The organism is Acinetobacter sp. I-MWF (assembly GCF_025433935.1).
Lineage (GTDB): Bacteria > Pseudomonadota > Gammaproteobacteria > Pseudomonadales > Moraxellaceae > Acinetobacter > Acinetobacter guillouiae.
Genome location: NZ_JAMBAR010000001.1, coordinates 2,381,967 through 2,396,451 on the forward strand (window position 1 = coordinate 2,381,967; position 14,485 = coordinate 2,396,451).

The 14,485-nt window shown below is 36.2% G+C and carries 11 protein-coding genes; 4 read left to right on the top strand and 7 right to left on the bottom strand.

Going from position 1 to position 14,485, the window contains the following annotated elements; all coding sequences use genetic code 11:
- Positions 1 to 175: 175 nt before the first annotated feature.
- The 4 genes from M2R48_RS11100 to M2R48_RS11115 all read right to left on the bottom strand — a co-directional run bounded on the left by M2R48_RS11100 (position 176) and on the right by M2R48_RS11115 (position 6,420).
- Positions 176 to 649, bottom strand: coding sequence for a hypothetical protein (locus tag M2R48_RS11100; protein WP_262086149.1), 474 nt, complete (start codon positions 647 to 649; stop codon positions 176 to 178).
- Positions 646 to 2,790, bottom strand: coding sequence for a M23 family metallopeptidase (locus M2R48_RS11105; RefSeq protein WP_262086150.1), 2,145 nt, complete (start codon positions 2,788 to 2,790; stop codon positions 646 to 648). Before M2R48_RS11105 ends, M2R48_RS11100 begins: the two co-directional genes overlap by 4 nt.
- Before the next feature lie 10 nt (positions 2,791 to 2,800).
- On the bottom strand, positions 2,801 to 5,404 hold the full coding sequence (locus tag M2R48_RS11110; protein WP_262086151.1) for a type VI secretion system Vgr family protein: 2,604 nt from the start codon (positions 5,402 to 5,404) through the stop codon (positions 2,801 to 2,803).
- A gap of 86 nt (positions 5,405 to 5,490) precedes the next feature.
- Entirely contained in the window at positions 5,491 to 6,420 is a 930-nt protein-coding gene (locus M2R48_RS11115) for a hypothetical protein (protein ID WP_262086152.1), read from the bottom strand.
- Between the two features lie 273 nt (positions 6,421 to 6,693).
- On the opposite strand from M2R48_RS11115, the gene M2R48_RS11120 reads away from it, so the two are divergent.
- On the top strand, positions 6,694 to 7,230 hold the full coding sequence (locus M2R48_RS11120; protein ID WP_016539727.1) for a lytic transglycosylase domain-containing protein: 537 nt from the start codon (positions 6,694 to 6,696) through the stop codon (positions 7,228 to 7,230).
- A 121-nt stretch (positions 7,231 to 7,351) separates the two neighbouring features.
- Here the strand turns inward: M2R48_RS11120 and cysK are convergent, their stop codons facing one another.
- Complete coding sequence (gene cysK, locus M2R48_RS11125) at positions 7,352 to 8,350, bottom strand: cysteine synthase A (RefSeq protein WP_154130056.1); 999 nt, start codon at positions 8,348 to 8,350, stop codon at positions 7,352 to 7,354.
- Between the two features lie 232 nt (positions 8,351 to 8,582).
- Between cysK and plsB the strand changes: the two genes are divergently transcribed.
- Complete coding sequence (gene plsB / locus M2R48_RS11130; RefSeq protein ID WP_262086153.1) at positions 8,583 to 10,784, top strand: glycerol-3-phosphate 1-O-acyltransferase PlsB; 2,202 nt, start codon at positions 8,583 to 8,585, stop codon at positions 10,782 to 10,784.
- A gap of 154 nt (positions 10,785 to 10,938) precedes the next feature.
- Here plsB and M2R48_RS11135 read toward each other — a convergent pair whose 3' ends face one another.
- Both M2R48_RS11135 and M2R48_RS11140 read right to left on the bottom strand, forming a co-directional pair.
- The gene (locus M2R48_RS11135) at positions 10,939 to 11,619 is read right to left on the bottom strand and encodes a class I SAM-dependent methyltransferase (protein ID WP_262086154.1); all 681 of its coding nucleotides are present in this window, start codon (positions 11,617 to 11,619) and stop codon (positions 10,939 to 10,941) included.
- 29 nt (positions 11,620 to 11,648) lie between these two features.
- Positions 11,649 to 12,278, bottom strand: a complete 630-nt coding sequence (locus M2R48_RS11140) for a TetR/AcrR family transcriptional regulator (RefSeq protein WP_034615342.1) — start codon at positions 12,276 to 12,278, stop codon at positions 11,649 to 11,651.
- A gap of 516 nt (positions 12,279 to 12,794) precedes the next feature.
- Here M2R48_RS11140 and M2R48_RS11145 point away from each other — a divergent pair.
- Positions 12,795 to 14,036 carry an OmpP1/FadL family transporter gene (locus M2R48_RS11145; protein WP_262086155.1) on the top strand — a complete coding sequence of 414 codons (1,242 nt, stop codon included), beginning with the start codon at positions 12,795 to 12,797 and terminating at the stop codon, positions 14,034 to 14,036.
- 193 nt (positions 14,037 to 14,229) lie between these two features.
- Positions 14,230 to 14,475: a hypothetical protein gene (locus tag M2R48_RS11150; RefSeq protein ID WP_004719975.1), complete on the top strand. Its 246-nt coding sequence runs from the start codon at positions 14,230 to 14,232 to the stop codon at positions 14,473 to 14,475.
- Positions 14,476 to 14,485 lie beyond the last annotated feature (10 nt).

Consider the following 14,485-nt stretch of genomic DNA (forward strand, 5'->3'; position numbering starts at 1 on the left):
TATGTCGCCTCACGATAGGAAATATCTCTATGCTTCATCAAGCAAAAAGTAGATAAATTGATCTCAGTAGTAAAATACTGATTGCTATCGCATGCTCATTTTCCGACTAGCGTAAAAAGTCTAATCTTTCAAAAGTTATTTCTTCAAATGAATCAAATTCACGACACATTAATTACTACTCTTTGTATCTTTTAAATTGAGTTAAATTTTTACAATCTTCTAATTGGTTAAAGATGGATGGGCTTATTTCTGGAAAATCACTTTGCTCTCCCGTCTTTAAATTAATTTCAGTATTAGTAGTTGCTAAACTTAAAATTGCTTTATCTTCAGTTTTATAAAAATCAACATCGAATATGGCATGGCTTGTCTTAACAACTTTCAGCTTCTTATTATTCAAATTATAAAAAACAACTTCGTTATTTTGAGGGGAACTATTTTTGAATTTCTTAGGAATCCCCCAAACTACTAAATAACTATTATTACAATTAGTTTTGTATCCATTAATTTCACCTAAGTTTATTTTTTTAATGTGCTTATCTTTCTGCACATTCAATGTGCTTGCATTTTCCAGTTTTACATTCAAGCTTGTGGAAGCGTAAGAAATACAGGTAAAAAGACATATACCAAATATTGAAATATATTTAATCATGGTAATGCATCCATTAATACTTTAGAAATTCTTGTTGTTTGATCACTACGTTTTATATCATCAGTATAACCACCATTAATAGCTTTAGTGACTTTTCTAGATTGTTCTAAGCTTACATTCATTTCTACTATTACATTATTTATTGGTTTAAATCTATTCGATGCGGCACCAGCTATCCAATACCATCCCCCTGCATCAATACAATTAAAATGATCAACAGATAATCTCTGAGGATCCGGAATTGGAGGGGCATTATTTAGATTTTTAGGATTCCACCAAGGTTTTTTCATCCCCCTATAAGTTATCTTATATATAGAAATGTCAATCCATCCTCTATAAGCCCAATATTTTGTATAATTCTCGCGCCCAGTAAGTTGTTTCATTCCTCGTCCCCGAAACTTTGGACCATCACCATTTTCAATATTGCCTAGCTTTCCATTTAGATATGAAAGATAGGTTCCAATTGGTGGATTATAGTAACCATCAACTTCACTCTGAAAACTTGCATGTTTGGGATTTCTTGAAAAAGATGCTTCACCTTCAATCATTGAAACAAGATTACCTGATTCAATAGAACCCTGCCCAAAAAAATGTGATCTTCTGGTACCTGTATTTACGAAATAACTATTCATAACATTATTTATATCTTTCCGATAAGTTTCCCTTACAGATTCAGGTGTTTTACCAACTTGGCTTAAAGCGGTAACAGGGAATATATTATCAGGGTAAACGGCTTTTAATTCATCAGCAGAGAGCCAACCACATTTTCTAAAATGCTTAATAAATTCTCTTGGGTGAAAATGCCAAACTTTATCTTTGGCAGGTAGTTCAGGTACTTTATCCCAAAAACTTAGGGCTGTGACATAGTTTTTAAATTTAGCGAAGTCATCAACTGACATGGGATTTGGATTTTCATCATTTTTTTTAGTTACCCAACTATATTGGGTTTCAATCAACGATTCGCTCCATTCTGTTGGAAACTGACAAATAGCTCTACTTAATCGCCTTTTAACATTAGCATCTCCTAACATATTTTTTAATTCAGCTTGAGTCGTTTTACCATCCTTATTTCCATCTAGCCAAGTTTTAAGTAAAAGAGAGTTACATTGACTATCTAGAGTTGAGTCGTCATTAAATAACCTCCATCCCACCCAATGTGGGAAATCGCCGTCACTATATTTTTTAATAGAATTAGTGTTCAGATTTACGTAGCCAACTTTATTATCTGGTAGTGGTACTTTATGCCAATGCCCAATCGTAGAAACATTACTAGTTTCATGAGTTGTATCTAAAATTCGTCCAAATCTAAACAATTCATAAACTGCATGCGTAGAAATTACTGATGTAGAATAATCTACACTATACTCATATAAGTCAAATTCATAAGATTCTTGTTCTATTTTGCCTTTTTCAGATAAATTATATTTCACAACCAAAGATTCCGTACTTTGCTTTTGAAAAATTCCTTTTCCTAACTCCTTGTAGGTCTGTGTATATGCTTTACCTTTCTTAAAACTTAGACTAATAAATAATTGACTATCAGATGTAAAAACTTCATTTGAAGTATTCGCTTCTCTATAAAATTTTGTACCAGATGGCAGATAAAAATGTATATCACCATAAACTACATCTTTGCGACCATCTGTACTTAGATTTAATTCAGGCGTATTTCGACCAATTATTTTTGTTAAGTTGGCTTGATCACAAACAATTTCAAAATGCATTTTATTTTCATTTTGGTGTTGCCCTACCAAACCAATTTTGGTTTTTCTTGTAATCTTTTTGCCTTTATCGACTGCTGCTTCAATTTGTCGTAAATGCATGTAAATAGAAAAATATTTTATAGAAATATTATTGCCAATCTCAGTTTCATGTTCTATAACAACACAGCCTTTATTTGATTTAGCCCCCTCATAATCAACCAGATCAGTATCCTTTCTGGCATAAATCACTTTTCCATCTGCGATGGCTCTGGCAACATTATCATTACCATTAGCTATTTGATGATAGCCACCATGCCAAGCCAAAGTATCAAGAATTGGATACTCATTAGCGGATGACCCCACAGGCATTATAGAATTTACCCAATCTTCATCCGATTGATTTATATTTGCTTTTAAAATAGGTGGACTAATAATCATTGAAATAAGCTCACGAAAAATTCTTTTTTGTTTTTACTTTTGGTTCTGTTGGTAAATTAGGTGTATTGGCTTCAACCCTAACACCACTAGTAAACTTCTGTTGCCCAGATTTCACCTCAAATAAGCCACCTGTAGTTGAGAACACACCTGAACCATTAATCTTGAGTTCAGAACCATCACTAACCAACTTAATTTCCTTCGGACTGATGATATAAACTGCGTCTTCGGTTGAAATGATTTGAATACCTTTACGTGCGATCATATCCAAGCCATCACCTTGTGCTTGGATCTCAACTTTACCTTTTCCAGCAAATAACTTTGCACCTTCTTGTGCCGCAAAAAGGCTAATTTTAGCGCTGGCATGTCCAATCAAAGCCTTTTGTGTACTTAGATTAATGCTGTCGCCTGATGTGTGGCTAATTTGTCCATCTGCTGAAAGATGAATATCTTCATTACTTGCAAATGCAATTGAGTTTGGTGAAGCCAACATCATCACCGCAGACTTAAATTCATCTGCTTTTTTCGGATCTTGTTGAGTCAGTATGTCGACAAAACCTTTGATATTATCTAAAACTTCTAATGGATCAGTCTGCTGATTCTTGGCAACTTCACTTAATGCTTTAGAGTTATTGAGACTACTTTCTAACTGATTTTTGCCTGCGGTCACATCTAGGTGATTACCCGAGGCTGAATCCTGAGCATAAGTACTCAGTAATAAACCTTGTCCTGCTCTTAATGCACCCCACTGGTCAGTTCTCAGTTCAAAGCCTTCACCTCGTCCTTCGCTAGTGTCTGTCTCTTTGGGATGACTTAAATTACCGAGGTTAAGTTGACTCACCCCATGACTGCTCTGTAACTGACTGCTGATTTGCTCAGTACTATCATCAAATCTAAGTTGGTTATAGCCACTGCCTTGATACTCTCGACTTTTTATTCCTGACAGTTTTTTGGTATCAGGCAGTTTACCTTTGTCATCAAACTTGCTTGGATGACGATGCGCTTCATGAATACGCCCCACCACAAACGGCCTGTCAATGTTGCCATCGAAGAAATCTATCACGACAATCTCACCAATCCTCGGTAAGAATCGTGCTCCATAGCCTTCACCAGCCCACGGCGTCAGAACATCAACCCAAGCCGAGTCTGTATCGTTGTCATTGGAACCGGCACCACCATCGTGGCTATGATCTTGATTGCGGGTAAACAGAAAACGTACCTTGATCCGTCCCCACTCATCTACATGGATTTCTTCTCCACTTAGTCCAACCACTCTAGCACGTTGGGGTGATGCAATCGGACGATGCTTCAGTGGATTGTATTCTGGAACAGTGTTGATATTACGACGTTGTAGCACCAACTGATTCGCTTGGCGTTCATCATTATTGTTTGTTGTGATATTGGTCATTTGCCAATTACTTTGCTTAAGCAAATTTTCAACCTGATTGGTCAGGTCTTTAGGTAGGTTGTTTTGATTATAAAAGTACTTCGATGTAATCAGAAATTGCTTATCGGGAAAATCGTGTTGATCAATTTCGGGATGCCCATTTAATTCAAAGATATAACCCACATGTGCATCACGTACTGTAGATATTGCGGTAAATTGTTTGGCTTGTGAGTCATAGTAGTTACTCAGATTTTCATTAAAACGTTCAATTTGACGATTACCTGATGCTGTTGCACCATCTTCTCCATTCAAGTCTTGGATCCATGCTGGGCTAAAGTGCCAAACTTGCTCAAGAGCTAAACTAGCATTGTCGTAGTTTTCACTATGCTTGTGTTTGCTTAGAACACTGCCTGCACCTTCTTCTATTTCCAGTACATCGGCTTGCCAACGTTGAATATGTACTGATGTAGGCTGAATAGAACGCTGTCCAATAAATGAGATAATGCTGTCCTGTCTTTCGGTGGGACTGCTACGATGAAAGCGAATATTCTTGCGTTCTAAGCTGGTGTATTGAGTATTGTTGTCAATCAAACGAAGCTTTTGAGGTTGAATTTGTTCACTGAAACTCGATACTTTAAGTTGGGCTTCATCAATTAAAGTATTAATCCCTTCAGAAAAAAGCAGACGTTGAACAAAGTCTATATCCCGTTCATTATTCTGCATAATAAATGGGCGAACATCGTAGTCTTTGGTTAAGCCACTTTTATCCAATGTTAGACTTGAAGCAAACAATGGACTTCGCTCGCGCCATTCCTGAAATATAACTTCAACTGCTTGAGGCACAGACATATTCATAAACACTCTGGAATTTCTACAATGCTTCAAAAGTGCTGTTGGATCTTCAACTGTCAGGCGGTAAATCGTCAGCGCACCATCGCTCGCGCCCACATCTGCTTGGGTCACAATCCCTGAAATTCGATTGAGTTCTGATTTATCATTCACAATATCGACAGCCACTTGGCTACCGATAAATTGCTTTAATGGAATATTCATTGACGTAGACAAGCAAATCAATTGTAAATGAATGCCTTTGTTTAATTCATGCATCCCATCAATACGTTGTAAAAATACCAGTTGATTAAGATCAGTGTTTGAAAAAGACGCATGCATGGCACGCTTTTGAGCAGTAAGACCCAATTTTTCCAAAGCAAAATAAATATTATTAAACATGAGTTATTGTATAGTTGTTCTAAATTAAGCACACTCTACAAAAAAGATCATATTTTGTCCACATTTAATTTTATCTACATAATTCATTATGTTTCATTTCGTTTCAATAGTTTTCTCCGATACATTACCGCCCCCACAGTTAAATTAAATTTTTCGCATAATTCTTTTATAGAAAGTGTATTTAATTCCTGTTGATGCGCTCTTACCCAATTTAGAAGAGGAACTCGTTTTTTCTCACCTAATAATTCTTTTAAATAAGAACGAGAAGTTAAAATCTCCTGTTCAGTTTTATTGAGTCGTATCGCAATCTCTTTGATTGAATACTGTGTACTCAAAATGATCTCTTTATGTTCTAATCGCCACTCTTTTTTTTCATTCAAACGCTGTACACGTATATCATTTAATGTAGGTATACCAAGTTCTTTACATACCAGATTATGCGCTCGCCTTGCAGCTTTAAGATTTTTTTTATTCAATAATGATTGCACTTCAAAAATATTTTCAGATTTTGCTAGTGCTTCTTTGTTGTTTTGTACAATTTTACGATTTGCATAACCAATTTTATTCTTACGTAGTTTGTTGCTACGCTGAACTCCTTGCTTTCTTAAAAAGGTGCAATACTTTGTAACTTCAGTTTGAGTTAATCCATATTTTTCTTTTAACATCTGAAAGCTTTGAGTAAACAACTCATCTTGATGTTCAAACATCCAATCTCTTAAAGTAGATAAAGTATAATCATATTTTTTTTGAAGACCCAATGCACGTCTAAATCTAGTAATTATTTTAACTGATAATCCGAGCAATTTCATTGATTTAGCCCGATCATGTTGCTTTAAAAACTCAGCTAAATCATCGGTCAAAATGAAAATATATTGACTCTTTGCAATTCGCTCATACATCCAACCTTTGTAGATCATAATCCCAGCTTGTGTATTTCGCTCTTCATAAACATCCCAGTCTTCACCTTGCCAGTCCTTAATTGTCTTTATTGGATAAATTTTATATCTTTTAGCCATAATCATTAACATTTTTTGTATTCATCAACAATTTTTCTTTTATCAAATTCTGCTTACAATTTAAAGCATTTTATTAAGTTTTTCTTACAAAAATAAAAATTATCTTTCAACACCTTAAACAAATTAATTTTTCAAGCAATAACGCCTAAATAGCAAGCAACCAACAGCTTAAGATACAAATCACGAATAAATCTACCAATTTTCATAGATTGACAGGTTTAAATCAGCTACTTAACATCAGGGCAATCTTGGATACATAACATTGGTTTTATTTTGAATTTTCAGTATCAGTTAAAAATAATTTCTACAGTGGGTTTAACACTTGCGATCACAGCATGTTCGTCTTTGGGTGGCGGCTCTGTGCAAAAACGTGCTGCTAAACTTTCGACTGGAATCCAAAAAGCCTATTCTGTCTCTCCCGATGTTGCCAATCGTGTATCCCCAATGATTGTACAAAGCGCAGATCAATATGATGTAGATCCTTTACTGATCGCAGCAACCATCCGTCAAGAATCGAGTTATCGGAGTTATGTCACCTCTCCATCTGGTGCTGTTGGGCTTACCCAAATCATGCCGCGTTATTGGCAACAAGCTTGCCCTGGTGATTTGTTTGATGAATATACCAATGTACGCTGTGGCACCATGATCTTGGCAAAATATAATCAAAGTGCAGGAAGCTGGAAAAAGGCCTTAGCCTACTATAATGTTGGACCCACAAATTACCAAACAAATCGTAAAATGAAACGTCAAGGTAAACGATACGCGAAACAAGTCAAACAACATGAAAAGCAGTTAAAGTCTTCATTATAAAATTTAAGAATAGAAACTGAATATCAATAAAATAAACCCACTCTTGCTGATACTTGAGCGGGTTTATTTTTTTATCCATGACAACAATACACAGCATAGATATAGACGATTTAATTCGAGTTTAATCTGCTGAAATATCTTCAAACAAAACGGAAGACAAATAACGTTCACCCGCATCAGGAAGAATCACCACAATGGTTTTACCTGCATTTTCAGGACGAGCAGCTAATTGTGCAGCAGCAGCTAAAGCCGCACCGCTAGAAATACCGACAAAAATACCTTCTTGAGTAGCACTTTGACGGGCAAAATCAATCGCTTCTTGGTTGTCGATAGCAATAACTTCATCAACTAAATCTAAATCCAAGTTTTTCGGAATAAAGTTTGCACCAATCCCTTGGATCTTATGTGGCCCAGGCGTTAAAGTTTCACCACGTTTGGTTTGTCCAATAATTGGTGAATCTGCGGGTTCTACAGCAACGGAGTAAATCGCTTGCTGCTTAACCTTTTCAAAATAACTTGAAATACCTGAAATGGTACCGCCAGTTCCGACACCAGCAACAAGAATATCGACTTTACCGCCTGTTGCAGCCCAAATTTCAGGACCAGTTGTTGTCTCGTGTATTTTAGGATTGGCTGGGTTTTCAAATTGTTGCGGTAAATAATATGTTTCAGGTTGTTCTGTAGCTAAACGTACTGCCTCGTCAACTGCGCCTTTCATACCTTTTGCGGGTTCAGTTAAAATTAAATTTGCACCCAACGCTTTTAATACTTTACGGCGCTCTATACTCATACTTGCTGGCATGGTTAAAGTGATCGCATAACCTTTTGCCGCTGCTACAAATGCCAATGCAATACCAGTATTTCCGCTGGTTGGTTCTACAATATGCATGCCTTTTTTCAAAAGCCCCTTCGCTTCTGCATCTGCAATAAGTGCAGCGCCAATTCGATCTTTAACAGAAAACGCAGGATTACGACTTTCAATTTTTGCTAAGACCGTTGCGCCACCGGTAATAAGACGATTGATACGAATAAGTGGTGTATTCCCAATTGCCTCAGCATTATTAGAATAAACAGCAATCCCTAAGTTTTCAGTTGCTGGAAAATTTGGATCTGTAGACATGACCTTTCCTTGAATTTAAATGAATTTATATCAATCTATCATAATGCTTTTCTATGAAACTTTGATATTGAGTAACTGAATTTAATTATACCAATATCGAAATAGTTTATTGATAAAAATCATAAGTTTAGTTTTTAGGCAAAGTGTTTGACCGATTTGTCGTCAAATCAAACTATATATTTGTATATTATTTCAAGCATAATAACGATATGACTCATATTTAGAGAATATTATGGCAAGCAATGCTTATCAAAAATTTTATCGTCAATTTACAAAAAAAATCATAGATAAAATCGTCAGCCCACAAGTTTTAGGCGATACAAAAACTCTTGAAAATACAGTTAATGATCCAAACACAGCCAATTTTCCGATTTGCTATGTCATTCAAGATGACTCAACTTCAAATAAAGTCTTGATCGACAATGAAACAGAAAAAAGAAAACTCAGCCCTGCTTTTGCGCCACTTAATCTAGGGGCAGATTATCAGGAAGATGATCGTTTTATCACCTTAGAACCAACCAAAAGCAATGCTTCTGCATACTACCCAGATAAAATTATTCGCTTAGTCGAATATTTATTGAAACATCCTGAGCAAGATGTGCTTTTAGTACCAACAACGATTTTATGGGGACGTGCACCAGAGAATGAAGATAGCTGGTATAAAGCATTGATGACCGATGCTTGGGCAAAGCCAACGGGCATTAAACAAGCACTCAACATTACCCTCTATGGCCGTAATAATTATATTGAATTCCATCAAGCAGTTTCTTTACGCCAGTTAATTGACTCAGCCATTGAACTCACACCCAATTTTTCACCAGCGCATTATGTGGTGACTGAGCTCAATAAACAATTTAATGGCTATAAAGAAGCAATTCTTGGTCCTGATATTTCAGATCGTCGCAATGTGATTAACAAACTCATGGTGAGTGATGCGGTCAAAGAAGCCATTCTCAATGAAAGTATTCATAAAAAAATCAGCATTAATGAAGCCGAAGCACTCGCGCATAAATACCTCGATGAAATCGTCTCTGATTTTTCTTATTCGACCTTACGCTTTGCTGAAATTGCTTTAACGAAATTGTGGACCCAGCTCTATGACGGTATCGAAGTACATAATTTCGATACGGTTCGTGAACTTGCCAAAGATTATGAAATTGTCTATACCCCTTGTCATCGCAGCCACATTGACTATTTGTTATTGTCTTATGTGATTTATAACCGTGGCTTGATGGTTCCGCATATTGCAGCAGGTATTAATTTAAATATGCCTGTGGTTGGGCAACTGATGCGTGGTGCAGGTGCATACTTTATTCGACGTAGCTTTAATGGTAATGCGCTTTATACCGCTGTCTTTAAAGAATATATCTACAGTATGCTCAATCGAAATACACCAATGGAATATTTTATTGAAGGTGGTCGTTCTCGTACTGGACTTTTATTGCCGCCTAAGAAAGGGATGCTCGCAATGACCATCCAAAGTTATTTGCGTGGAAATAGCAAACCGATTGCCTTTATTCCGACTTACTTTGGATATGAAAAACTGATCGAAGGCAGTTCATATATAAAAGAGCTGGGTGGACAGAAAAAACAAGCTGAATCACTATTTGGACTACTTAAATCTATTCAAAAGATTGAAAAAGTCTTTGGTGTTGTCCACGTCAATTTAGGTGAACCAGTTTTTCTTGAAGAGATCTTAAAAAAGAACAATGCTCCACAACGTGTTGCTTTGCATGAAGAGATGCCTGAGTCTGTTAAAGCCACAGTCAATGATGTTGCATTTGATATTTTGGAAAATATCAATAAAGCCGTAGTGATTAACCCTATCAGTTTGATTTCTCTGGTCTTGTTAAATGCACCAACACATGCTTTGGCAGAGCGTGAAGTATTGGTACGCTTAGAACAATTCCGCAATCTACTCAAACAGCATCGTTATGATGATCGTATGCAAATCACTGAGCTTTCCAACACAGAAATCATTCAATATGCCATGAAGCTTAAACAAGTTGAATTGATTGAGCATGATAATGAACGTTGGGTGAAAGTCAGTGATATACAGGTGGGCTTACTTAAGTATTTCAGTAATAACATTCTGCATACGTTTATACTGCCAGCACTGATTGCCAAAGTATTGCGTGTTGAAACAGAGCAGCAGCAATTTGAGATTTCAAAATCTGATTTATATACCCAAGTCATCGAACATTACCCACTTATACAAAAAGCCTTCTTTTTAAAATGGGATGAGTCTGATATTGAGAGTGAAATCACACAAATTGTCGATTATTTAGTTGCTGAGAAATTAATCACACTTGAAGCGGATCAAAGCATTAAAATTTCAAATGCAGATCCTAAAATTCGTTTACTTTCCGCCCTTGCTCATCTATATGATGTCAATGTGGTGAAAGAACCTGAAAAAGAAAGCAAAGAGATATAATCCTTTATGTTTTGGTTTTGATCTGCAATAAAAAAGTTCCTTCATCCACTTGGATAAGGAACTTTTTTATAAGCGTATATAGCTCATAGAAATATGACTAATTGATTTATTTTAAAGAAAAAAATGATTTTTAGTTATTACTTAGAGGTTTTTCTTAGTCCGTTTTAAATGCAATAAAACCATGATAATTCAATACTTGAGCAAAGCTTTCCACACGCTTAAAACCTGCTTGCAAATACAAAGCACTCATTTCATCAACAGAAATTAAAGCAAAATCTTGTTCAATACGATCTGTCATAAGTTGCGCCTGTTTTTCTGTTAATCCGGTTGCTAAACTCAGATTTTTTAAAGCTTGTAATTGTTTGGTATTCGAAATTTCCATCAACTCATAACTTAAACATAGACCAGTACTGCTTAGGTGATTTGCAATATCTTTTAAGAATTGTGCTTTTGTATCAACTGGAACAAAATGTGAAACCAAGATCGCCAAAGCCACATCAAAATTCTCATCGACTTGTTTAAGAACAGATGTATCACCTTGCACAAACTGAATTCGAGAACAAAGCCCTAAATCTGCTATATGTTGTTTGGCTTTATCAATCATATTTGCTGCAGGATCGATTGCTGTAAAACTCCAATGAGGAAATTGCTCAGCCAAATATTGCAGTTCATAACCTGTACCACATCCCACGACTAAAATCTTCGCTTGAGTCGATACATAGCTCTTTAATACAGCATGGACTTGTAAATGTATCAGTTCATAGCCGGGAATTAATTTACGAATATGTGCATCATATCCTTCAACTACAACTGGATTATTAAAGTCCTTTGCCATTTCTTTAAGCCTTGCAATGATGATTAATATTATTCCTGAGGATGTTTGACTTTCACTGCCTGTAAACAAAAATCAGCGATTTGTTTTACAAAATACTCTTTATAGCTTTTATCAAAACGCTTGGTCTTGGCGATACTTAAAGGTTCAATCACAACAAAAGTCATTGCACCCACGATGCACAATGCCGTGGTGTTTAAATCCTCAAAAATAAACTCACCTGAATGACGTCCTTCGGTCAAAATTTTTATAATACTTTCTTTAATCAATTGTTTACTTTGAAAACGTTCTAACTCAAATTGAGGATCGACAGGTTCAAACAATAAAGAATAAGACAGTCGAGGGCTGTTCATTGCCCTTTTTACAAAGGTTGTAACGGCGCGATCTAGTTTTTCTACAGCGCTGAGTTGGGTATGTGCAATATCATTGAGAATATTGACTTCGATATGAATCGCCGCATTTAAAACTTCAATCAGTACCTGATTTTTATTTTCAAAATAACGATAGACCAGTCCACTTGATACGCCTGCCCGATCCGCAATCGCTTGAATTTGTGCATCTTTAAATCCTCCTTGTGCAACCAGCTCTCGTGCAGACAATAAAATCATCTCGCGGTTCTGTTGCATTTTCTCTTCCATGACAGAGGATCTTTTATAGTTCATAGCGATACGTAAATTCCATTCCAAATAAACTGGCAGCGAATAGTTTACCCTGTTGGTACGACAAGGTAATTCAGATTAAATACTAATAAATTTTGCAGCAATAAGCTATCCACCCAGATCGCTTCATTCAATATTTAATAAATCATTGATCAACTTAGTTATCTTGTTGAGGTTATTTTGTATCATTGCTGATCTATCAATTCCTCATCGATCAAAGCAGTCATTTTAAATTAATTCTTTTTGGAAAATGATCCTTTTTAAATCAGCGATTGATCCTTCAATATTCTTCAATGATCTAAGGCAACTTCTTAAGACAATGCACATATGAATTGTCCGATAATCCCCCCTTAAATTGGTCATTACACCCCTTTATTAAATCCAGTAAAAATGATTCACTAAAATCATAAAGCTTTCAGATAAAACTTAAATAAACTAATAGCTTAACCTCTATTATTCACAATAGTTTTGTCTGAATTTTATATGCGAAATAAAAAAAACATTCAAGGAAAGAAAAGCATGAAAACTCAATCACTCATTCTCAGTATCCTCAGCATTTTACCCACTGCTTATACTCATGCAGCCGCGATGGATCAATCTGGACAATCGATACTGGCGTTTCTTGAAGACAAGAATTATTTCGAAGCCAGTATTGCCGCAGTTGACCCAGAAGTATCAGGAAAAGTCCGCAATCGACCTGATTTAGTCAATGCAGGCAGCAATGATTTGAGTACAGGTGATATGGCACAATCATATCAATACTATAATGCAGCATTAAAACTGCAAATTGCACCAAAAGTTTCCTTTGGGCTCATCTATGATCAACCTTATGGTGCTGCAATCGAATATCCTTTACGTAGCAATAATACCTTCTCTGATACTGAAATCAGTATGAAAGGTACCCTTGCGGATGTTGATACTCAAAATATTGCGATGCTATTTGGTTTTCAGCCAGATACTCATTTTAACCTCTACGGCGGTGGCGTATACCAGACAGTCAAAGGCAAAGTGTCTTTACGTGGTAATTCGATGAGTGTGTTTAATGGCTATGATGCCAACTTTAAACAAGATAGTGCTGTTGGATGGCTTGCTGGTGCTGCTTTTCAGATTCCTGAAATTGCTTTAAAGGCAGCCGTGACTTATCGTTCTAAAATCAAGCACAAAATAGATGCTCAAGAAACGATTTTTGGACAACCTTTAGCATTCACCACTGATAAAGACACAGAAATCAACACGCCACAATCGGTAAATTTAGATTTTCAAACAGGGGTTTATAAAGATACGCTGGCATATTTAAATGCGCGTTGGGTAAATTGGAAAGATTTTAGAATCCGTCCAACACAGTTTGGTGCACTCACCGAACTGGCAACGGCTGAGTTAAGCCAAGGCCTATATGCTGGTGGATTTAATCTGGATGACTATCAAAAAGACCAATACAGCATCACTGTTGGTTTAGGACATCAATTTACACAAAAATGGGCTGCATCGGCTGATGTTTCATGGGATTCTGGTACTGGAAATCCTGCTTCTGTATTGAATCCCACCAAAGGCGGTTGGGGCTTAGGGCTGGGTGTTCAATACAACCCTGCTGACAATTACTTTATCGCAGGAGGCATCAAATATATTTGGATTGGTGATGCCACGGCACAAGATGGTACCTATTACATTCCGGTACCCGGTGCTTCAGAAATTGCCCAACAAGGTGATTATCGTGACAACAATGCCATAGGCTATGGTTTAAAAATAGGTTACCGTTTCTAATGCTCAATGCGTGATCTTGTTAAAATTATTTTTTAGCGTAGACTTCATTCTAGTGTATATACTTGAGAATGAAGTCTTTTTCTTTTTATTCAAAGACAAATTCATTTTTCCGTCACTTGTATACGCTATAAATTTTAATGATCAATATGAATAAACATCAGCAAAAAACCAACTTAAATTAAAGGATCAGAATATGAAATTATTACGTTTAATTCCAATTCTCGCTTTAGGCACTATCTTAACCGCATGTGGTGGTATGCCAAAGGAATGTGAAGAATCTTGGAAGCATATGGAAGACTTGGCAAAACAAAGTGGCATTCCTGAAGATTCACTAAAAGAACAGAAAAAAGCCTTTGAAGAAGAAATTAAAAAGTTATCTAAAGAAGATGCTATTCAAGCCTGTAAAGCACAGTCTTCAATCATTGGCATGGTTAAGTAATTTATCCTTG